The 21,727-nt window shown below is 55.2% G+C and carries 22 protein-coding genes; 18 read left to right on the top strand and 4 right to left on the bottom strand.

Annotated features, from left to right (window positions below):
* From H8S55_RS05895 to H8S55_RS05835, 13 genes are all read left to right on the top strand, one after another.
* The gene (locus H8S55_RS05895; protein ID WP_186878191.1) at nucleotides 1–543 is read left to right on the top strand and encodes an FmdB family zinc ribbon protein; all 543 of its coding nucleotides are present in this window, start codon (nucleotides 1–3) and stop codon (nucleotides 541–543) included.
* 3 nt (nucleotides 544–546) lie between these two features.
* Entirely contained in the window at nucleotides 547–1,584 is a 1,038-nt protein-coding gene (locus tag H8S55_RS05890; protein WP_186878190.1) for a YqaJ viral recombinase family nuclease, read from the top strand.
* 11 nt (nucleotides 1,585–1,595) lie between these two features.
* On the top strand, nucleotides 1,596–3,806 hold the full coding sequence (gene recD2 / locus H8S55_RS05885) for an SF1B family DNA helicase RecD2 (protein WP_186878189.1): 2,211 nt from the start codon (nucleotides 1,596–1,598) through the stop codon (nucleotides 3,804–3,806).
* A 66-nt stretch (nucleotides 3,807–3,872) separates the two neighbouring features.
* A complete protein-coding gene (locus H8S55_RS05880; protein WP_186878188.1) occupies nucleotides 3,873–4,697 on the top strand; it encodes a hypothetical protein in 825 nt (274 codons plus the stop codon).
* 30 nt (nucleotides 4,698–4,727) lie between these two features.
* Nucleotides 4,728–5,819, top strand: a complete 1,092-nt coding sequence (locus H8S55_RS05875; RefSeq protein WP_186878187.1) for a CHC2 zinc finger domain-containing protein — start codon at nucleotides 4,728–4,730, stop codon at nucleotides 5,817–5,819.
* A 72-nt stretch (nucleotides 5,820–5,891) separates the two neighbouring features.
* Entirely contained in the window at nucleotides 5,892–6,029 is a 138-nt protein-coding gene (locus H8S55_RS05870; protein ID WP_172592777.1) for a hypothetical protein, read from the top strand.
* Between the two features lie 85 nt (nucleotides 6,030–6,114).
* A complete protein-coding gene (locus H8S55_RS05865) occupies nucleotides 6,115–6,291 on the top strand; it encodes a hypothetical protein (protein WP_186878186.1) in 177 nt (58 codons plus the stop codon).
* 263 nt (nucleotides 6,292–6,554) lie between these two features.
* The gene (locus H8S55_RS05860) at nucleotides 6,555–7,370 is read left to right on the top strand and encodes a helix-turn-helix domain-containing protein (protein ID WP_186878185.1); all 816 of its coding nucleotides are present in this window, start codon (nucleotides 6,555–6,557) and stop codon (nucleotides 7,368–7,370) included.
* Between the two features lie 158 nt (nucleotides 7,371–7,528).
* Nucleotides 7,529–9,244: a recombinase family protein gene (locus H8S55_RS05855; RefSeq protein WP_186878184.1), complete on the top strand. Its 1,716-nt coding sequence runs from the start codon at nucleotides 7,529–7,531 to the stop codon at nucleotides 9,242–9,244.
* A gap of 7 nt (nucleotides 9,245–9,251) precedes the next feature.
* Complete coding sequence (locus H8S55_RS05850; protein ID WP_186878183.1) at nucleotides 9,252–9,608, top strand: sigma-70 family RNA polymerase sigma factor; 357 nt, start codon at nucleotides 9,252–9,254, stop codon at nucleotides 9,606–9,608.
* A 178-nt stretch (nucleotides 9,609–9,786) separates the two neighbouring features.
* Entirely contained in the window at nucleotides 9,787–10,533 is a 747-nt protein-coding gene (locus H8S55_RS05845) for a DUF975 family protein (protein ID WP_186878182.1), read from the top strand.
* A gap of 25 nt (nucleotides 10,534–10,558) precedes the next feature.
* Nucleotides 10,559–11,557 (top strand): helix-turn-helix transcriptional regulator, encoded by a 999-nt coding sequence (locus H8S55_RS05840; RefSeq protein ID WP_186878181.1) that lies wholly within the window; start codon nucleotides 10,559–10,561, stop codon nucleotides 11,555–11,557.
* Between the two features lie 29 nt (nucleotides 11,558–11,586).
* A complete protein-coding gene (locus H8S55_RS05835) occupies nucleotides 11,587–12,759 on the top strand; it encodes a hypothetical protein (RefSeq protein ID WP_186878180.1) in 1,173 nt (390 codons plus the stop codon).
* Between the two features lie 67 nt (nucleotides 12,760–12,826).
* On the opposite strand, the gene H8S55_RS05830 is transcribed toward H8S55_RS05835, so the two are convergent.
* Nucleotides 12,827–14,332, bottom strand: a complete 1,506-nt coding sequence (locus H8S55_RS05830; RefSeq protein ID WP_186878179.1) for a 4Fe-4S dicluster domain-containing protein — start codon at nucleotides 14,330–14,332, stop codon at nucleotides 12,827–12,829.
* A 262-nt stretch (nucleotides 14,333–14,594) separates the two neighbouring features.
* Between H8S55_RS05830 and H8S55_RS05825 the strand changes: the two genes are divergently transcribed.
* Nucleotides 14,595–15,674, top strand: a complete 1,080-nt coding sequence (locus H8S55_RS05825; protein WP_243200477.1) for a hypothetical protein — start codon at nucleotides 14,595–14,597, stop codon at nucleotides 15,672–15,674.
* Between the two features lie 58 nt (nucleotides 15,675–15,732).
* Here H8S55_RS05825 and H8S55_RS05820 read toward each other — a convergent pair whose 3' ends face one another.
* Both H8S55_RS05820 and asnA read right to left on the bottom strand, forming a co-directional pair.
* Nucleotides 15,733–16,605: a glycoside hydrolase family 25 protein gene (locus tag H8S55_RS05820; protein WP_186878178.1), complete on the bottom strand. Its 873-nt coding sequence runs from the start codon at nucleotides 16,603–16,605 to the stop codon at nucleotides 15,733–15,735.
* Complete coding sequence (gene asnA / locus H8S55_RS05815; protein WP_186878177.1) at nucleotides 16,602–17,615, bottom strand: aspartate--ammonia ligase; 1,014 nt, start codon at nucleotides 17,613–17,615, stop codon at nucleotides 16,602–16,604. Before asnA ends, H8S55_RS05820 begins: the two co-directional genes overlap by 4 nt.
* Nucleotides 17,616–17,757: 142 nt before the next feature.
* Between asnA and H8S55_RS05810 the strand changes: the two genes are divergently transcribed.
* The 4 genes from H8S55_RS05810 to H8S55_RS05795 all read left to right on the top strand — a co-directional run bounded on the left by H8S55_RS05810 (nucleotide 17,758) and on the right by H8S55_RS05795 (nucleotide 20,515).
* Nucleotides 17,758–18,519, top strand: coding sequence for an exodeoxyribonuclease III (locus H8S55_RS05810; RefSeq protein ID WP_186878176.1), 762 nt, complete (start codon nucleotides 17,758–17,760; stop codon nucleotides 18,517–18,519).
* A 45-nt stretch (nucleotides 18,520–18,564) separates the two neighbouring features.
* On the top strand, nucleotides 18,565–19,218 hold the full coding sequence (locus tag H8S55_RS05805; protein ID WP_243200476.1) for a TVP38/TMEM64 family protein: 654 nt from the start codon (nucleotides 18,565–18,567) through the stop codon (nucleotides 19,216–19,218).
* 327 nt (nucleotides 19,219–19,545) lie between these two features.
* The gene (locus H8S55_RS05800) at nucleotides 19,546–19,956 is read left to right on the top strand and encodes a Fur family transcriptional regulator (protein WP_186878174.1); all 411 of its coding nucleotides are present in this window, start codon (nucleotides 19,546–19,548) and stop codon (nucleotides 19,954–19,956) included.
* A 13-nt stretch (nucleotides 19,957–19,969) separates the two neighbouring features.
* Nucleotides 19,970–20,515: an NADH peroxidase gene (locus H8S55_RS05795; RefSeq protein WP_186878173.1), complete on the top strand. Its 546-nt coding sequence runs from the start codon at nucleotides 19,970–19,972 to the stop codon at nucleotides 20,513–20,515.
* Between the two features lie 139 nt (nucleotides 20,516–20,654).
* Here H8S55_RS05795 and H8S55_RS05790 read toward each other — a convergent pair whose 3' ends face one another.
* Nucleotides 20,655–21,698, bottom strand: coding sequence for an S-layer homology domain-containing protein (locus H8S55_RS05790; RefSeq protein WP_186878172.1), 1,044 nt, complete (start codon nucleotides 21,696–21,698; stop codon nucleotides 20,655–20,657).
* Nucleotides 21,699–21,727: the final 29 nt, after the last annotated feature.

The raw sequence follows: 21,727 nt of genomic DNA, 5'->3' as shown, positions 1-21,727 counted from the left end.
ATGCCTAATTGGGCGTTTGGGTATGTAAATGTCACCGGTACACGGGATGGCATTAAGTCGTTCATTGAACGGTTTGTCAGCGAAGACGATCCTTCAACCATTCCAGGCAAGCGTTTCTTTGCACGGAGCTTCATCCAGTCGAAAAGACAAGCATTCATTGATGAGGCTATGAAAGAATTCTCCGAGCCTGCCGTCGATGCCAAAGCAAGTTACTCGTTTGTCGCGTCGTTCGCATGGTCAGCATACAGTTGCTTGATTGGTGGATATCCTCAGAATTCTCCTAGTGAGTGCCTGACTCTCTCAGAGGCCTGCGCAGAAGATGGCGTTTCTGTCATGATCCAGACCTCAGAGCCGGGAATATGTTTTGAGGAACACATTACCTGCGATGACACAGGGACGGTAGAGCACACCGAAAAAGATCTACTTGCTTATAAGTGTCGGCATTGCGGGGAGATAACAAGCTTTGCCTCGTTCGAGGATCCTGATGATCAGGAATGCCCAGAATGCGGCAATTGTGGGTTTGATCGCTGCGAGGAGGTGTAGGCTATGGGGCTGAACCTGAACTACACGCCAAACAGATTGGTGGACATCACAACTCTAACAGAGGATCAATGGCTCAGTTGGAGGCGAAAAGGAATTGGCGGCAGCGATGTAGCTGTCGCCCTTAATTCCTCCCCATATCGCACGGCACGAGACCTTTATTATGACAAAATTGGGGTCGTCATGTCAGATGATGGGCCGGACAAAAGCATCACATTCCAGATTGGGCATTTGCTCGAAGATGTGGTAGCTCAAATCTTCGCAAAGAAGACCGGACTATCTGTGTATGAAGACCACTGGATGTACCAACACCCGTTTTTCCCCTTCCTGATTGCCGATGTGGATCGTTTTGTAACCCTGCCGGATGGACGTAAGGCCATCTTAGAGTGCAAAACGGCGCACTATGACATGCAATTCAAGTGGGCGAACGGAGCAGTCCCTCGCCACTATGAATTGCAGGTTCGGCACTACATGTCGGTGATGAATATCGATGTTGCATTCATTGCCTGCCTGTTCTCAAATAATGAGAATGACTTTGTATGGCAAAAGATTGAGCGTGACCTCGAGGAAGAAGAGAACACGATCATGGAGCTGTCGGCATTCTGGAATAATCACGTCATGGCTCGTGTGGAGCCACCCCTGGTCGAAAAGCCAGATGCGGTTCTGGAGTCGCTCCGTCGCTATTTCGGCCCTGCTGACAAGTCCGAACCGACCGTGGATCTTGACCGCAAGTTTGTGGTGAACCTCAAGGAGATCCTGGCACTCAAAGAGGAAAAGAGATCTTTAGATGCTCAGGTAAAAGCACTTGAGACTCGCATCAAATCCCTCTATGCTCCCATCGTCGAAGAGATGGGTACCGCATGCAAAGGAACCTGTGAACAGGGCGGCGAGTGTTTCAAGGTATCCTACAATCCTCTGTATCGGGAAGGAATATCAAAGGACCGTTTATCCGCTCTGCGAGCTCAGTATCCTGATATCTATGATGAGTTTGTGGATCAGACGGAATCAAGAATCTTTAAGGTGGTCAAATCGGCCATCGCATAAGGAGTGATCAAATGCTATGTCGATATGAAAGAACCATCTTTAAGTCCGATAAGGGCTTCTGCATTTTTGCCTACAGTACTTCTGATGAGTCTGTTCCAAAGGAAGCCCGTAATCGGTCTTACTGCCATGACGACAAGATTCATTTCACGGCAATCGGCTATCATCTGATTGCTACAGATGCCGTGGAAGTGGAACTGGATGGAGCGTGGGAGAATTCCAAACACGGTTTACAGCTGTCGGTTTCAATGTGTAAGGAAGTCGTGCCGAGAGATCAAGCCGGCATCCTTGCTTACCTGAGCAGCGGTATCATCAAAGGAATTGGCCCTGAGACCGCAAAGGCCATTGTCGCTCGCTTTGGCGATAAGACGATGGAGGTTTTAGAGAAAGAGCCGGACAAGCTGCTTAGCGTCAAGGGGATTGCCCAGAAAAAACTCAAGGCTATCATCAAATCCTACGGGGAAACGAAAGCCTTGAGTGATCTCATGATATACTTGGCGCCTTTCGGTGTTTCGATGAAAAAGGTTGCGATGATCCGAGAAGAGTTCGGAGATAACAGCCTGAGAATCGTGAAGACGGATCCATTCCAACTCTGTAAGATCAAAGGCTTTGGCTTCATGACAGTCGATTCCGTTGCCCGTAAAACAAAAGTCAGCTTAAAGCACCCTTTGCGATACTCCGGTGCGATCAACTATGTGCTGGATGAGGCACGCGTATCTGGGCATCTTTTTCTATCCGTTGATGAGACGGTTGGCCAGTGCTATGAGCTTCTCAATATGGGTTGCGATGATGAAGTGGTTTCCGAAGAGGAAATCCGCCAAGCGATCTCAAATGAACGTGTGGAATCCCGTATCTATGTTGAGGGAAGCCGTGTATACCTGAGTTACGAGCGCATGTGCGAAGTTAAGTCAGCTAAGCGCATTGTGTCCATGATACTCCAAGAGGGCTTTACAAAGATCGACGATCTGGACAGCAAAATCGACAATGCGGAGAGGACCTTGCATCAAAGACTGGCTCCTTCGCAACGTAATGCTGTGAAGCTGTGCCTCTCGCATCCGATCTCCATCATGACCGGAGGCCCCGGCAGCGGAAAGACCACAACACTACGATTCATCCTGGATATCTATAAAGCTGCGTTCCCTGCGAATGAAGTCCTGCTGGCTGCACCTACTGGCCGTGCCAGTCGGCGCATGGCAGAACAGACGGGAATGTACGCCTCTACACTTCACTCGGCGCTTGGCCTTGTGACGGATGAAGACAGCCCGCTGAACGACAAAGAGTTACTATCAGCAGACTTGGTAGTCGTTGATGAGTTTTCAATGGTGGACATGCGCCTTGCGTATATCCTCCTTGATCGTATCAAGTCGGGTGCTCAGCTGATTATTGTCGGTGATGCTGACCAGCTCCCATCTGTTGGCGCGGGTAATGTGCTGCGAGAGATGATTCGAAGTGAAAAGGTTCCTACGGCAGTCTTAGAGACTGTTTTCCGCCAGGCATCTAATAGCCGTATCATCACAAACGCCTATGCCATCAACCACAACGACACACATCTTCAGTTCGGGGATGACTTTCAGTTTTTGGAAGTTCAGAACTCGGAAGAGGCTGCGCAGTTGGTCATCAAGAACTATCTGCAGGAAGTCTCTTTGCATGGTATTGAGGACGTGCAGATTCTCTCACCTCTCCGTAAGCGAGGTGCGGTTGCGGCAAATGCGTTGAATGAGACCATTCGAGACCTTGTCAACCCGCCAAACAACCTGAAGAAAGAGGTTAAGTGTGGCAGTCGAGTATTTCGAGTTGGTGACCGCATTATGCAGACGGCAAATCGAATCAATGTGTCAAATGGCGATGTCGGCGTCATAACCGACATGAAGAAAGAGGATGATGAGACGATCACATGCGTGAGGCTTTTGGATGGAAGGACACTACAGTACACGCAGGAAATGCTGGAGGATTTGGAGTTCTCCTACTGTACGACCATTCATAAGAGCCAAGGACAGGAGTATCCTGTCATCATTGTTCCTCTTTTGAAAGAGCACTATATCATGCTGCGGCGGAATTTGCTCTATACTGCTGTGACCAGAGCCAAGTCGAAGGTCATCCTGATTGGGCAAAAGCAGGCAGTCTTTGTTGCGATCCATAAATGTGATGTGGGTCAAAGGAATACGGTACTCGCGGATCGAATCGTGGCTTATTATAACCGCGAGCTGAGTCGGCGAGTAGCGTGATTATTTGGGAAACGGGGTGGTCAAAAGCTGCCTCGTTTCTACATTTATTGTGAAAGGACAATTACCATGAGTGAATCGAACTCTAATGTGATCCCTGCCATCAACGCTGTCGATGGTTTTAACCCCGCTGATTTCGTGCGTACTACCGTGGGTGAGGAAGGCGAAAACGATCTCTACCTTGATGTCAAATATCGCCTTCTTTGGTTCCGCCTGCACCATCCGAATGGAAAGATCGACCCGGAGCTTATCCGAGTTGATGAGAAGAATGCAATCGTATGCTGCAGGATCTATGCCGATAAGGCTGACCCAGCTGACCAGTTCATTGGGAAGGCGTATTCTCAGCGTTTCTCAACGGAAGAGCGCTTTGGCGATCGCTTCTTGGAGATCGCCGAAACAGTCGCAAAGGGCCGCGCTTTGGCTGATGCAGGTTATGGTACGCAGTTCTGTATGAATGGTGATGCGCTGGCCGGTATTATCGCGGATGCCCCAATCAAGATGCCTCCTGATGAAGATGCAGGACACCCTGGTAGTGTTGTGGCGAGTTTTACCGCTCAACCGACAGCGGATCCTCCTGCCTTCTCTCAGACGGCGACGGCGCCTAAATCTACCCAGCCTGCTCAGCAGCAGGTTCAGCCTCCTGTGCAGCAGTCTCATGCTCCTGCTCCGGAGCCCCCCAAAACGCTGGATGAGTACTTGCGTGTCATGACCATTGAACAGGCGAAAGCCGTCAAGGTTGATTTTGGCCGCTTTAGTGGCTGGTCTCTTGGCGAAATCGCTATGAAGAGCCCAGGGGACCTCGCGTGGTATGTGAAGAACTATTCCGGCCATAATCTCGCACTGAAAGCAGGGGCTACAAAGCTTTTGGAAACGGTAGGCCAGATGGCCAGCTGATTCTTCCCCTAGCTAAGGGAGGTGGTTTAGATGGGCAGAATACCTGATCTGCCATGTGATATTGAACAAGTGGTTGATCTTCTTGGCATCGAAGTCATACGAGATACCGGGACTCAACTGCATTGCAGGTGTCCATTCTGTGCAGATCGAAAAGCTCATATGAATGTCAAGATCCGCGATAATGTGTTTCGGTGTAACCGCTGTGGTAAAGGTGGGGGTATCCTCCATCTTTATGCGGAGTACTGTGATGTCAATCTCCATACGGCTTACGAAGAACTCTGCAAAATATTCGGGCCAGATGGAGGTGAACCGGTGCGCAAATGCAAGCGGAAGCCTCGCTCCATAGAAACGGTAGAACTCCCTATTGCCTCGGCTGAGGTACGGGATAATACGTATTCCAACCTTCTCTCATTATTGACTCTATGCCCAACACATCAATCCGCTTTGAAAGAGCGCGGGCTAAAATCAGAGGAGATGGAGCTGCTATGCTATCGAACGACGCCCACAACACGTTTGAAACGGATTGTTACAGAGCTGTTGGAGCGTGGCTGCATTCTTGATGGGGTTCCCGGATTTTACTGCCAGAAGGACTCTGGCCAATGGGTGTTGGATATCCGAGGCTCGGGAATCATGCTACCCGACCGAAACCTGCTCGGCCAAATTGAAGCCATTCAGGTTCGGCTTGATAAGGTCTACAACCAGAAATTCTATAACCTAACGAGTGTTGACCAGTACTACGGGACACAGTCGAAGTGCTGCCCGCATTATGTCGGCGTTCATGAAGGCGATGAAGTGGTTTGCCTTACGGAGGGAGTTATGAAGTCCGACCTTGCCTACAGCTTCGCGCAGGGTTCACCTTATGAGTGTGGTTTCGTGGGCCTTACAGGCATACCGAGCTATTCTCAGTACGAACGAGCCCTTGAAGAACTAGACTCCATTGGCGTGAAGAGAATCAACGTCATGGTCGATTCGGATTATCAGGTCAAAGAGGAAGTTCGGAAAGCGCGTGATCGTTATATTGAGATGGGTGCGGCTGCCGGTTTTGAAATGGCACCGATTACCTGGACACAAAAGCAAAAGGGTGTGGATGACCTTTACAAGCACCTTTTCCGAGACAAATGATTTGAGAGCTGCAGCGGGTTGCTGCAGCTCTCTCCATTAATTTGCAAAGTAGTCATATATGGAGGATGACACATGAGCGTTGAAATATATATTTGTGATCTTAAACCTGAGGTTCAGGAGCAGGTTCTATCTGAGCTCAATTTGAGTTCTGATAAGGATGGAAACTATGACCTATTCCCGCTTTTCGTTGTTGAAAAGCCGGAGCCGTAAAACACTTGGAAATTTTAGGATAACCACCGTGAGTTGCAGCGATTTGCTACAACTCACACATAGTTTTCGGAAAGGAACAATAGATATGGAAGTCTTTTTGATTATGCCGACCACGCCGGAAGGAAAGGCGAAACTTAGCAAGGAATTGGCCAAGTTCCACGCAGAGCAAGCGCTAAAGATGGTGCAGAAATTGCCCTGCTCTACGGAACAAAAGTTGGAGCTTATCGATGCAGTAGTTGAACATTTACGTTCCAAGCAATAGTGTCAACTTGTTTATCCGATTTGCTATAAACAAGTTTAAGCTGCCGCCCTGAGTGAAATCAGGGTGGCGGCTTTTTGCATTATAGCTTGACGTATGACAAGTAATGAAGTACGATAATGGGGAGTGAGAATGTACATATGCAGCTTATGAAGGAAAAACAGGAGTTGACCCATTTGTCATGGCCTGTCCACCGTAATTCTATCGAAATTGGTGGGTCTTTTCTGAAGGCGTATGGGAAATGATTTGGAAAAGGTGGAGCGCATATGAAGATTTTTGCAATTCGAGATGAATCGACGCAGGAGCAGAAGGATCTGGCGTACCTCCTGTATTACAAGCAGGAAAAGCAGTTCTATATTGAGCTGCCTGAAAATGCGGATGCATGGGAAACGCCGCTGTTGCTGGACTCCTTTGTGAAGCGTGGGGAAACCACAGTCAATTCCTATTGGAGCAAGATCTGGGTTCAGCAGCGGATCGTTCCGATCGACCGCCAGAACATCGGTGAGATTCTGCGCGACAATCATCTGAAGGAATATGATGAGTACGAGCTTCTGATGCTGGCAATGGGGCGATGCGCACAGGATGATTACTACCTTGTTCCCATTAACGAGAAGGAGCTTCCGGAAGAAATTACGCGGCGGTTCTCAAAGAGAATTGAAGATGTGCTGCCGCTGGAGAACCATTGCCTGCTGGTATTTTTCCGGGATGGCGTAGTGAAGAAGTGCGATTTGCAGAAGCATTTTGAAAAGACAAGAGCATTTCAGATTCTTCTCAAGAAGCCGGACTATTTTCAGCATGTGCAGATGCAGACGGGCGGATATGGCGTTGCATGGGATGTGAACATGACCGTCTCGGATGCGATGCTCTACCGGATCGGCAAAAGCGTTCCGCTGACTATTGAGGATTTCCGGAACTTTGCCACGCACAGAGTTATCAATGCAGCGGAGGCGGCGGAGATATTGGGCTGCTCCCGGCAGAATATCATTGACCTGACGAAACGCGGGAAGCTGCATCCAATCAAAACATCGGAGAAGAGCACGCTGTATCTCAAAAGCGAAGTCCTGAAACGAAACTGGCAGTGAGAATACGTTATACCCCTTTATACCCTTTTGAAAGGGGTATAAAGGGGTATAACGTTCTTTGGAGAACTTTTCAAAAAATCTCATTTGCACCTTTTCAAATGGGTTCCAATCCGTTACAATATATCTAACAACCTAACAATGTAATGCGAGGTGTTGCTATGAAAACAACAGACCAGCCGCAGGTGAAGCAATACGTCATCTATTCCCGCAAATCCAAATTTACCGGGAAAGGCGAAAGTATTGAGAACCAGATTGAGCTGTGCCGCCAATATATTGCAATGCACTTTGGCGAAGACGAGGCGGAGCATGCGCTTGTATATGAGGACGAAGGGTTTTCCGGCGGCAATCTGGAGCGTCCGCAGTTCAAGCAGATGATGAAGGATTCCCAGAAGATTGAGTTCGCTGCTATTGTCGTCTATCGCCTTGACCGTATCAGCCGCAATATTGGTGACTTTGCAAAGCTCATCGAGGATCTGGGTGACCGGCACATTGACTTCATTTCCATCCGGGAACAGTTCGACACGTCCTCTCCAATGGGGCGTGCAATGATGTATATCGCGTCAGTGTTCTCCCAGCTGGAGCGAGAAACCATAGCCGAGCGTATCCGCGACAACATGCATGAGCTGTCCAAGACCGGACGCTGGCTGGGCGGGACGACACCAACTGGCTACGCTTCGGAAAGCTTGTCCAGCGTAACAGTAGATGGCAAGGTTAAAAAAGCTTGTAAGCTCAAACCTATTCCGGAGGAGATTCAGCTGGTAAAGGCAATTTTTTCTGTGTTCACGGAAAGTGGCTCCCTCAGTAAAACTGACCAGTACTTATTAGAGCACCGCTGTGTCACAAAGCGCGGCAAGCAGTTCACACGCTTTGCCATCCGGGGTATTCTGACAAATCCGGTTTATATGATTGCTGACGATACGGCGTATCAGTATCTCAAGGAGAACAACGTAGACCTTTTTGCTGAGCCATCGGAGTTTGACGGTGAGCACGGTATTATGGCCTACAACCGCACGCTCCAACGCCCTGGCAAGGCTACTCAGATTCGCCCGATGGAAGATTGGATTGTGGCAGTGGGGAAACATCCCGGCATTATCTCCGGTGCAAACTGGGTACGAGTACAGTCTATGCTGGACGTGAACAAATCCAAGAGCTATCGCAAACCGCGCAGCAATGTGGCGCTTTTGTCCGGCCTTCTGCGTTGTGGCGAGTGCGGTGACTATATGCGCCCGAAACTGACTGGTCGCACTAATGCTAATGGGGAGTTGATTTACACCTATATGTGCTCCACCAAAGAGCGCAGTCATGGTACTGTCTGTAGTATGAAAAACTGCAACGGCAACACTCTAGATGCTAAGATTGTTGAGGAAATACGTAAGGTTGCCACCGACAAAAAAGACTTTGGCCAGTTACTGTCAAAAACCAAGAAAGTAATCAATGACAACAAAGCAAGTTATGAAGCTGAGTTGACTTTATTAGTGAAGAACCATGCTGAAACAGAAGCCCGCATCAAACGACTGGTGGAATCTCTGTCCGTTGCCAGCGAGACCTCGGCCAAATACGTCATGGAGCAGATTGATGAGCTGCACCGGCAGAGCGAACAGGAGCAGACAAGAATTGCTGAATTGGAAAGGCTTGCTAGGCAGAGTAATGCTCTGAGCCAAAATCTATTTTTCTATAGAGATATGATTGAGTCATTCGCCGACACGGTGGATTCGACTACTATTGAAGAACGGCGTCGCCTGCTGCGTACTATCGTCAAAAAAGTGGTTTGGGACGGCAAAAACGTCTATGTATACCTCTTTGCGGAGGATGGAGAGCTGAATTTGCCGCCCATAGGGCAGCTTATGTGTCCGTCAGGAGAGGATAGCGAATGAGATCCTAATGCATTTTCGGTCTCAACGGAAGCTGCAGGGGGAGGTCTCTCTGGCGGACACCCTGGAGACGGCGGGGGAGGGGGGCTCGCTGTCGCTGATGGATGTCATCGCCGTGGACGACACCATGCTGGAGGACCTGGACACCCGGGATGCCTGCCGGCGGGTGCGCCGCTGCGTGGATGCCTGTCTGGATGACCGGGAGCGCCGGATCATTATCTGCCGCTATGGACTGGACGACCACCCGCCCCAGACCCAGCGGGAGATCGCCGCACGGTGCGGTATCAGCCGGAGCTATGTATCCCGCATCGAGAAACGGGCGCTGGAAAAGCTGGCGGCGGCCATGGATGGATGGCGGCCCGGGTAAATGCGGATAGAAAGCTTTGGCCCCGCGGGGGCATATACTGCAAAAAGGCGGCTTTACAGCAGAAAATGGAAAAGGTTGCATTTTCAATAAAAGAATGCTATACTCTAGACAAGAGTTTGTAAAATAAGAACAAAAACAAGCCCCCACGGGGAGATTTGAGACAGAAAAGAGGGATATCATGAAACTGGCGGCTGATTTTCGCACTCAGGCCCGGCAGGCGCTGCGGGGCAAGTGGCTGATGGCGGTGCTGGCCGGATTGCTGGCTGCGCTGCTGGGCGGCACGACGCTGAAAGGACCGGAGATCAAATTTAACTTTAACCCGGGTGCCGGCGTGGGCCGGGTCAGCCTGAACTATGTCGGGCGGGAACTGGCGTCTGTTGGCATGGACATGGACCTTCGGTTCAGCGGCTGGCTGGTCGGGGCGGCGGTGTATCTGGTGGCCACAGCCCTGGTGGTGGTGGTGCTGCTTTTTGTGGTGGGCAGCGTGGTCAATGTGGGCTACTCCAAGTTCAACCTGGATCTGGTGGACGGACAGGAGGCCAACATCAGCCGCCTGTTCGGTTATTTCCCCTGGTGGAAGACTGCCGTGGTCGCCAATCTGCTCCAGTGGGTGCTCATCCTCCTGTGGACGCTGCTGTTCATCATCCCCGGTATCGTGGCCTCGTACAGCTATGCCATGACGGGCTACATCCTGGCCGAGGACCCGGACCTGACGGCCAGCCAGGCCATTCAGCGGTCCAAAGAGATGATGCGGGGCAACCGCTGGCGGCTGTTCTGCCTGCAGTTGAGCTTCATCGGCTGGATCATTCTGTGCCTGTTCACCTTTGGCATCGGCAACCTGTTTTTGAACCCCTATCAGACTGCCGCCGATGCCGCCTTCTATCGGGAGATCAGCGGCACCGGAGGGATGGAGCGGCAAGTGTAATTTCCACACGGGAGGAGGGCCGCCGATGGCTCGCAGTGCAAATCAGAAATCAAAGCTTCTGTATGTGCGGGATTTTTTGCTGCGCAGCTCCGACCAGGAGCATCCGGTGACGGTGAATCAGATCATCGGTTTTTTAAGTCAACAGGACATCCGGGCCGAGCGCAAAAGCATCTATGACGACATCGAGACCCTGCGCCGGTTCGGGCTGGACATCATCCAGACCAAAGAGGATGGGCGGTGCGGCTATTACGTCGGCGACCGGGAGTTTCAGCTGCCCGAGCTGAAGCTGCTGGTGGACAGCGTGCAGGCATCCAAATTCATCACCCACAAAAAGACGGTCTCTCTCATCAAAAAGATCGAGGGCCTCTCCAGCGTCTATCAGGCCCGGCAGCTCAGCCGCCAGGTCTTTGTGGCCAACCGCATCAAGACCATGAACGAGTCCATCTACTATAACGTGGACGAGATCCACAGCGGAATCGCCCAGAACCGCCAGATCCGCTTTCACTATTTCGACTATACCGTAGACAAACAGCGCCGGTTCCGCCGGGAGGGGGGCTTCTATCAGGTCAGCCCCTTCGCCCTCACCTGGGACGACGAGAATTATTACATGGTGGCCTACGACTCCCAGGCGCAGGTCATCAAGCACTTCCGGGTGGACAAGATGGTGGACATCGCCGTGCTGGAGGAGGAGCGGGACGGCAAGCGGGCCTATGCGGCCCTGGACATGGCCGTCTATGCCCGAAAGGTCTTCGGCATGTTCAGCGGGGAGGAGCGGCGGGTGCGTCTGCGCTTTGACAGCCGCATGGTGGGGGCGGTGCTGGACCGGCTGGGCCGGGATGCGGTGCTGGTGCCCGACGGCCCGGACCACTTCACCGTCACCGCCGACGTGGTGGTCAGCCCCCAGTTTTTTGCCTGGATCTTCGGCTTCCATACCCTGGCCCAGATCGTCGGTCCCCAGGATGTGGTGGAGGAGATGGGGAACTATCTGGCCCAGGTGGCGGAGATGTATGCTGCAAAAGAGTAAGAACTATGTTCAGGAGGATACGGATCATCGTGAAACGACTGTTTTCTGCTGCGCTTGCAGCCCTGTTCCTGCTGCTTGCCGGCTGCGGGCCGGAGCCATCTGCCCGGCCGGAGGCTTTGACCGACGCCGACCTGCCGCTGAGCGACACCGCACGGCTTCGCACCGTACCGGAGTTCCTGACGGAGGAGCAGCAGCTGCTCTATCGACAGGCGTTTGCACTTTACAGCGCCATGTTCGACGGGGAGACCACCGGCATTGACGACGCCTTCCCCGGCGCAGACGCGCAGACGGAGCACGACGAGTATACGCCGCCCGATTCCGACCTTACCTACGTCAGCTCCAACAGCCGCTGGCGGGACTGGGCCGACTTTGACCGGGTCGTCCACGGGCTGTTTACCGATGCGTTCTGGGCCGCCTGCAACGACAGCGGCAGCGGGCCGATCTACATCGAACACGATGGCCGGCTTTTCATTCTCGACTGCGCCTATGGCGACCAGTACTACAACGGCAATATTCCCGACGAGTTTACGCTGGCCGCACAGACGGATGAGCGCATCGACTTCACGGTGACGGCGCACTACTCCTATCCCTATCCCCGGCAGGACGAGACCCAGGAGGAGCGGGACAACCGTCTGGAGACGAGCTATGAGTACACACGCACCTATCCCGTCACGCTGGTCAACACCGACGCAGGCTGGCGATTCGATGCGTTCACCACACCCAACCAGGCGGATATGCGGCTCCTGGGCGAATGGGACGGCGTGGAAGAGACTGATTTTTATGGCGGGAACACCTCTGGCCCCTCGGCGAGCCTCTATGTAAATGAACGGCTGGGTTTTTCTATGGAGATGCCGCTGAGTTGGCTGGGGCAAGTGGAAGTGGAAGAAGAATATGATCTTCCTCACCGGGGAGGCGGGAATTGCGTTACGTTTTATCACAAAGCGACCCGTGATAACGGCGAGGGCGGCGTTCTGTTCTTTCTCGACTGCTATCCCGGCCAATGGAGCGAGGACGACCCGCCGGTGGTTGCGGGGCACAGTGTTGTAGTCGCACAAACGGAGGAGAACACATATCTGCTCAGAACGCCCAGTGATGTGGAATACAGCCAGACAGATCCTGCGTTGGCGGCGGAATATCAGGCCCTTGCCGCACAGCAAGATTTTATAAGCACTCATATCTGCATGACCGATCAAAAGAAGTAAAGAAAAGGGACGGTTCCCGTGATTGCTTCCAATCACAGGAACCGTCCCTTTTAGCACATATCAGTATTTACTTGGCAGGCGCGGTCTCGGGTTTTGCGGGGGCCTTGGGGGCGGGGTTGGCTTCCGCTTTGGGAGCGGCTTCCTGCTCGGGCTGCTCGCCCTGGCTGGCAGCCACGGCCTGGAGGATGGTGCGGCCATCGGCCTGCTTGGCGTGCTTTTCCACGTCCATGCGGTTGCGGGGGCTGCGGACCAGGCAGCCGGCACCCTGGACACAGCCGCCGTCGCAGGCCATGCCCTCGATGAAGTTGCCCTCCAGCTTGCCAAGCTTCAGCTTCAGCAGGGCCACGTCGCACTCGCCGATGCCGCTGCAGGGCACGGGCTTTAAGTCGAAGTCCACGCCCTTCTCCTTCATCACCTGGGCCACGGCCTGGGTCACGCCGCCGCTGCGGGCGAAGTTCCGGCCAAAGGGGCTGGCCTCGTCCAGGGGGGCCTCTTCCAATTTGGTCAGGTCGATGTCCTTGGACTCAAACAGGGCATACAGCTCCTCATAGGTCAGCACACAGTCGATGGCGTTCATGGTGCGGCCCAGCTGGAACTCCTTCTTCTTGGCCACGCAGGGCCCGATGAAGATGACCTTGGCGTCGGGCTCCTTCTCCTTGAGGTACAGGCCGATCATCACCATGGGGGAGGGGGTGTGGGAGATGTACTTGTCCAGCTGGGGGTACTTCTTCTTCACATAGCCCACAAAGCCCGGGCAGCAGGAGGAGGTGAGGATGCCCTTCTCCGCCAGCTCGTCAGACTCCCGGTCAGCCACCATGTCGGCACCCAGAGCCACCTCGGCCACGCCGGAGAAGCCCAGGGCCTTCAGCCCGGCTACCACCTGGCCATATTTGGCGGGGGCGAACTGCCCGGCGATGGAGGGGGCGAGGACGGCATAGGTCTTATAGCCCCAGTGCTCGCTGCCCCGCAGCATCTGGATGGCGTCCATGATCCAGGACTTGTCCTGAATGGCCCCGAAGGGGCACTGATAGACGCAGTTGCCGCAGGAGATACACTTGTTGATATCGATGGATGCCTTCTTGTCCTGGCCCATGGAGATGGCCCCGGCGGGGCAGCCCTTTTCGCAGGGGCGCTGGGTCTTGACGATGGCGCTGTACTGGCAGGCGTTGACGCAGCGGCCGCAGGAGACGCACTTCTCGTGGTCGATCTGGGCCCGGTGGTTCACGATGGAGATGGCATCCTTGGGGCAGGCGTGGACGCAGCGGGTGGCCAGACAGCCCCGGCAGGAGTCGCCCACGGTGATCTCGGTGACGGGGCACTCGTCACAGGCGATGGGCAGCACCTCCACCACACAGGGGTTGGCCTTGTCGCCGCCCATGGCCAGCTTCACCCGGCTGTTGATGATGGCCCGCTCCTTATAGATGCAGCAGCGCAGACTGGCGGCGGGACCGGGGATGATCTTTTCGGGGATATCCAAAATTCCGGTCTGGATGCGGTCCTCCCAAGTCAGACGGGAGACCTCCGTCAAAACAGAAGTTTTCAGCTCCTGGATTTTCGTTTCAAAATTACGCATACAAGCTCTTTCCTCCAACTTTTCCCCGTGCTTCTTCTGGTTTCGTGATACGAAACTGCAAGTTTACACGGCCTCCCTTTCGTTATGCAAGTTTTCCTTCATTTATCGACTTATTCTACCCTAGCTGTATTTCCTTGTCAATGGATATATTCACGATTTTTACGTCAATTTCGGCCGCTTTTCCCACATAAAAATGGCCGCACTGGTGGAGGAAGGGCGGCATAGGCTGGTCTGTCATCTGAAAGAAACGGAGGCAGAGCCAATGAGCGAGCACAAAGTACAGTATTTTCTGGGGGCAAACGCCCCGGACGGATTCTATTCCCTGTACCCCGAGCTGATCGATCTGGAGCGGGCCCGGGCGGTCTATATCTTAAAGGGCGGGCCGGGCTGCGGCAAGTCTACCCTGATGCGCCGGGTGGGAGAGCGGATGGAGCAGGCGGGGTTGGAGACGGAGTACATCCTGTGTTCCGGGGACCCGGACTCCCTGGACGGACTGGTGCTGCCCCAGCTGGAGGTGGCCATTGTGGACGGTACGGCCCCCCACGTGGTGGAGGCCAAGTATCCGGCGGTGGTGGAGCGGTATGTGAATCTGGGGCAGAGCTATGATGCCGCCGGACTGCAGGACATCCGGGAGGAGATCATAGGGGCTATGGACGGCTATCCCGCCTGTTATCAGCGGGCCTACCGCTGTCTGGGGGCGGCGGAGCGGCTGCGGGAGGACATGCGCGCGGCCCTGCTCACCGATGCGGCGGGGGAGAAGCTGGCCCGCCGGGCCCGGGGCATCCTGGCCCGGGAGCTGCGGCCCAGGTCCGGGGGACAGAAGGGCCGGGTGAAGCAGCGTTTTTTGGGGGCGGTGACCCACAAGGGAGTGCTGTGTCTCTATGACACCGCCTTTGCCCAGTGCAGCCGGGTATATGAGCTGGCGGACCGGGACGGCCTGGCTCACGAGCTGCTCATCCATCTGCTGGCCGGAGCGGTGGAGGGGGGCTATGACGCGGTGGCCTGTCCCGATCCCATGGCCCCCAGCCGTCTGGCCCACCTGCTGGTGCCCCAGCGGGGGCTGGCCTTTGTCAGTACGGCGGGGGAGACGGCCCTGCCCCGCCCGGCGGACCGGCGCATCCACCTGGACGGGGCGGCAGAGGGGGATGTTCTCCGCCGGGACCGCCCCAGGCTGCGCTTCGCCAGAAAGGTCTCCGCCGCCCTGATGGGCGAGGCGGTGGCCTCCCTGTCCCAGGCCAAGGCCATGCACGACAGGCTGGAGGCCCTGTATAACCCCTATGTGGACTTTGACCTGGTGGAGGAGACCGCCCGGCAGATCGGGGACGAGATTTTGAACGGATAACGCAAACACGGACCTGCCGGTTTTCACTGGCAGGTCCGTGTTGTGTGTGCTGATGCGCTTATCGTTTCAGCTGGCTGAAATCCAGATTCCAGTCCACGGGGGTCTGGATGCCATCCACCCGGCCTTCGTGGGTGTACTGCCACAGGGTGAAGCCGTAGTAAAAGCTGGGGTAGCTGTCGTACTCGGCCAGCCAGAACTGGAAGGGGCTGAGCTCCTTCAGATCGAAGCTGAAATAGCCCATCTCCTGGTTGAAGTATACCGCCGGGGTGTAGCCCGCCTGGGCGACCCGCTGGCAGAAGGCGGCGGCGCACTGGGTGAGCACCTCGTGCTCCAGGTGGTCGGTGCGGGCCCCTTCGGCAAAGGTGATGGGCTCCCAGTCATAGACCACAGGGCAGGTGATGGGGTAGCTCTCCAGCAGAGAGAGGGTATAGTCGGCCTCCTGCCGGGCCTCCTCCGGGGTGATGGCCTGGGAGAAGAAGTACACCCCCACGTCCAGCCCCGCGTCCAGGGCACCCTGGATGTTCTGAAAGAAGCAGCTGTCCGTCTGGATGGCTCCCTGGGTATAGCCCCGGTAGCCCAGGCGGATGATGGCAAAGTCCACCCCGTCCGCCGCCACGGCGGGCCAGTCGATGTCCCCCTGGGAGTAGGACACGTCGATGCCCGCCCGGGCGGAAGCCCCCTTGCTGGTATATTGTACCCGGCCCTTCTCATCGGTATAGAACCCGTCGGGGTCATAGCGGTTTACCGCCACGCCGGGGACGGCCTCCATGGTCATGCCCCGGTAGGTGAAGGTGACGGGCTGGAGCAGATAGAACAGGAATCCGACAAAGGCCAGCAGAATGAGCACAACGGCGATGAACCGGGGGAAGAACGTTGTGCGGCTTTGTGTTTTGCCCTTTTCCCGGCGGCCCGGGGTGGCGTTTGCGCTCACAGCAGGGTCACGCCCGCCTTCTTGCAGGCCTGGATGTTGGCCTCATCCCACATGGAGCACTGTACCTCGCCGATGTGGGCCTTGCCCAGCAGGAACATGGACACACGGGACTGGCCGATGCCGCCGCCCATGGTATAGGGCAGCTGGCCGGCCAGCAGCTGCTTGTGGAAGGGCAGATCCCGGCGGGCATCGCAGCCGGCCAGGGTCAACTGGCGGTCCAGGCTCTCGGGGCTGACGCGGATGCCCATGGAGGACAGCTCCAGGGCCTGGCCGTTCACGCTGTCCCAGACCAGCAGGTCGCCGTTCAGGTCCCAGTCGTCATAGTCGGGGGCGCGGCCGTCGTGGGGCTTGCCGGAGTGCAGCTTGCCGCCGATGCCCATGAGGAAGGTGACGGGGTGGTCCTTCACAAAGGCGTTCTCCCGCTCCTTGGGGGTCAGAGCGGGGTACAGGTCCTCCAGCTCCTGAGAGCTGACGAAGGTGACCTCGGTGGACATACGGGGCAGTACGGACAGCTGGGGGAATACGGAGCGGAGGAAATACTGGGTGTCGGCCAGGGCCTGGACGATGGCCTTCACCGTCTGTTGGAGATAGGCCACGTTCCGGTCCTCCCGGGTGATGATCTTCTCCCAATCCCACTGGTCCACATAGGCGGAGTGGAGGGCATCCAGTTCCTCGTCCCGGCGGATGGCGTTCATGTCGGTGTAAAGCCCCTCGCCGGGCTGGAAGTCATAGCGCTTGAGGGCCATGCGCTTCCACTTGGCCAGGGAGTGGACCACCTGGGCGGTCTCTTTCACGCCGTTGATATCAAAGGAGACGGGGCGCTCCACGCCGTTCAGGTCGTCGTTCAGGCCGGTGTCGGCGGAGACGAAGAGGGGGGCGGACACCCGGTGCAGCCGGAGGGCACCGGACAGCTTGTCCTCGAACAGCCGCTTCAGCAGACCGATGGCCTTTTGCGTCTCGTAGATGGACAGCAGGGAGCTGTAACCCTGAGGAAGAGAAATTTCACGCATGATGAACACTCCTTATATCGGACTAAAATCCCCCTTATTATACCGAATCGGACGAAAGATTGCAATCGCTTCTTGACCGCGCAGGGCCGGGATGCGTATAATATTATGGACAAAAATCTTTTGCAGCAAGAGGATAATTTCTATGAAGCTGATTTCCTGGAATGTAAACGGCCTGCGGGCCTGTCTGAACAAGGGGTTTCTGGACTTCTTCCGCCGGGAGTCCCCCGATTTTCTCTGCCTTCAGGAGACAAAGATGGTCCAGGGGCAGGCCCAACTGGAGCTGGGGGAAGGCTGGCTGGAGTTTTGGAACTCCGCAGAGAAAAAGGGATATTCCGGCACAGCGGTGTTCACCACCCATCCGCCCTTGGATGCCGCCTATGGCATGGACAAGGAAGTTCACGACCACGAGGGGCGGCTCATCACCCTGGAGTATGACCAGTTCTATCTGGTCTGCTGTTACACCCCCAACGCCCAGGACGGCCTGAAGCGCCTGGACTATCGCATGGCGTGGGAGGACGATCTGCGGGAGTATCTGATGAGCCTGGACAAGACCAAGCCCGTCATCTATTGCGGCGATCTGAACGTCGCTCATGAAGAAATCGATTTGAAAAACCCCAAGACCAACCGGAAAAACGCCGGTTTCTCCGACCAGGAGCGGGAAAAGATGACCACCCTGCTCGCCTCCGGCTTTACGGACAGCTTCCGCTATCTCTATCCCGATGTCACCGGGGCCTATTCCTGGTGGTCCTACCGCTTCCACGCCCGCCAGAAAAACGCCGGATGGCGCATCGACTACTTTATTGTCTCTGACCGCCTGCGGGACAAGATCCGCCGGGCGGAGATCTTAAGCGACGTGGAGGGCAGCGACCACTGCCCGGTGCTGCTGGATATCGAACTGGACTAACGCATTACAAAACGGATGAGAAAGCAGAGAAAGAAATGGGCCGTTTTGGCCCTGACAGCGCTCCTGCTGGGGGCGGGAGGGCTGTTTTTATCTCGCAGCGGGTTTTTTGCCGCCTGCGCCTCTATACGGGACCTGCGGGCCTATATCAGCCGCAGCGCCCCCTACTCCCACCTGACCTTTTTTGTGGTGCAGTTGCTGTCGGTGGTGCTGGCCCCCATCCCAAGCAATCTGACGGCGGCGGCCGGGGGACTGCTCTTCGGCACCTGGAGCGCCTTTTTCCTCACCTATGGAGCGGTGACGGCAGGGTCCCTGCTGGTGTTCTGGCTGGCCCGGACGCTGGGGCGGGAGTTTGCCGACCGAGTGGTCAGCCGCCGCCTGTCCGAGAAATATCAGAAGGTCATCCGAGAAAAAACCACGGTCTTTCTTGCGCTGGCCTTTCTGCTGCCCTACTTCCCGGATGACGTGCTGTGTATTCTGGCAGGCCTTACGGCCATTCCCTTTGGCCGTTTTGCCCTGCTGGTCCTGGTCACCCGCCCCTGGGGGCTGCTGTTTGCCAGCGCTCTGGGCGGGGCCTCCCTGACCATTCCCCTGTGGGCCATGGTCCTGATCGGCCTTGCCGGGGCGGCGATTTTTGTGCTGGGTATGCTCTATGGCGACAGGCTGGAGCGGGCCATTCTGAAGCGGCTGGGAAAAGAATGACAAATTTACATCATGTGCGGGGCCGGTTCATCCGGTCCCGACAGCGTGTCGATAAACCCTTTTCTGTCATTCCGAGGAGCGAAGCGACGTGGGAATCCGTAACCAAAAAGTCGGGAATGTGCTGATACTCGTGAGTTTTAGGAACGGATTGCCACGTCGGCCCGTTGGGCCTCCTCGCAATGACAGGCTTTTTCGACAGTCTCACGGGGCCGGTTCATCCGGTCCCGAAATTTTTTGTCTTTTTTGAAAAAACCTCTTTACAAACTCGTCACGATATGCTATTATCCTAAGCATAAACAATAACTATTACCGATAAGGAGCGGGCTGATGATACGATACAGTAAAAAACGGGAGGCTATTTTAACCGCCATCCGCAGTACCACCTGTCATCCCTCCGCCGAGTGGATCTACCACACCTTAAAGCCCACCCACCCCGACCTGAGCCTGGGCACCGTCTATCGCAACCTGGTCTTTTTCCAGCAGCAGGGACAGGTGCAGAGCGTGGGAGTGGTGAACGGGCAGGAGCGGTTTGACGCAAACACCGCTCCGCACAGTCACTTTGTTTGCACCAACTGCGGCGCAGTGATCGACCTGCACAGCGTCAAGCTGGACAGCTCCCTCACCCGTGCCGTCAGCGAGCAATATGGTCTGGCCGTGGAACGCCACGAACTGACCTTTTATGGAAGATGCCAAACATGTATAAAACAGGAAGAAAGCAACCAGAATATACAAAATTGAGGAGGAAATTATCATGAAGAAGTTTGTCTGTACTGTCTGCGGTTATGTGTTCGAGGGCGAGGCCGCCCCTGAGTTCTGCCCCATCTGCAAGGCCCCCGCTGAGAAGTTCAAGGAGCAGGCTGCCGAGAAGACCTGGGCCGCCGAGCATGTGGTGGGCGTGGCCCAGGGCGTGGACGAGGAGATCCTGGCCGGCCTGCGTGAGAACTTCCAGGGCGAGTGCACCGAGGTGGGTATGTACCTGGCCATGGCCCGTGTGGCCCACCGGGAGGGCTATCCCGAGATCGGCCTGTACTGGGAGAAGGCCGCCTATGAGGAGGCCGAGCACGCCGCCAAGTTCGCCGAGCTGCTGGGCGAGGTGGTCACCGACTCCACCGAGAAGAACCTGCAGATGCGGGTAGATGCCGAGAACGGCGCCACTGCCGGCAAGTTCGAGCTGGCCAAGAAGGCCAAGGCTCTGAACCTGGATGCCATCCACGACACCGTCCACGAGATGGCCCGGGACGAGGCCCGCCACGGCAAGGCTTTCGAGGGCCTGCTGAAGCGTTACTTCAACAAGTAATTCAAACTAACATGTGATACTTTGAGAGGGAATCGAGTGATCGGTTCCCTCTCTTTTATTGGCTCTTCAGAGACAATCACAAAAGCGCACAGATTTTTAAAGTCTGTGCGCTTTTTGCGTGCCCGATCACATTCGATCATTAGTTGATTGCGTCAATGACCCACGAATCCATTACGTTTTCAATTTTAGCCTCGATATCGTCGGTCGTTAATGCCGTTCTAAATTTCATGTATTCCAAAACATTATCCGGTGTGATCGTATACGACAATGCCTGGGAAAAACGGCTCACCAGCTGCTGCAAATATTGTTTCATCAACTGCGTGTCAGAATAGTCTCCGCACAGCGTGATCGCGGTGTTCCAGTTTCCAATGGCCTTTCTGATATATTCCTGGTCATACTGAAACGTCTTCACCAGATATGCGATTTGATAGGCATACGATTCATTGCTGTCTGAAAGATAGTTTAAGCTATTTAGACACAAGGAAAGTCCTGCTTGAAGGCTCTGTATGCCAGATTTGTTTGCCTCTAAGATCGCGATCTTTGTATCGTTGGTCGAGGTCGTCTTCGTCTCAGCCGGAGCAGAGGCGGGCAAGGCTTCAGCCAGCGTCATAGAGGAATCTTTCAGCTTTATCGACAGCGCCTGCTTGGAAATGATCGCCGCGTCGCCGCGGGTGAAGTTCGTTGTGCTGGCGCTGTAGCGCCCGTCGGTCAGGCCGATCTTGTCGGACAGCTCCCACGCGTTGTCCCATTGAAAGTCAGTCCCGTTGGTGTAGCCGAGGGCACGCAGGACAAAAGTCAGGTACTGCGACGCTGTGACCGTGTCATTTCCGCTGTAGGTCGTCGCGGAGGTCCCCGCCGTCAGGCCCTTTGTATAGGCATAGCCCACGAACGGTTTTGCCCAGTCGGCCACGTCGGTAAACGGTGTGCTCCAGGTCGTGCCCTTGGCCTCCTCGGCCTTCCCCAGCAGCCGGACCAGCATGGTAACCACCTCGTTCCGGCTGGGGGTCCTGTTCAAATCAAAGTTCGGCTTTCCGCTGGCATCTTTCCCAACGCCCTGGAACAACCCCAATTCATACAGTGCCTGTGCCGCCTCCGTGGCTTCATCTGCGGCGGCGAACGCGGTGGGCGCAAGTGAGAGCGCCAGGGCAAAGGCCAGGATGCAAGATAAGATACGTTTCTTCATGGTATACCTTCCTTTTTTAGATATAAATC

It is taken from the genome of Flintibacter faecis, from assembly GCF_014287875.1.
Classification (GTDB): domain Bacteria; phylum Bacillota; class Clostridia; order Oscillospirales; family Oscillospiraceae; genus Lawsonibacter; species Lawsonibacter faecis_A.
Note: the sequence above shows the minus strand (reverse complement) of the source record. Positions and strands in the feature narration are given on the sequence as shown.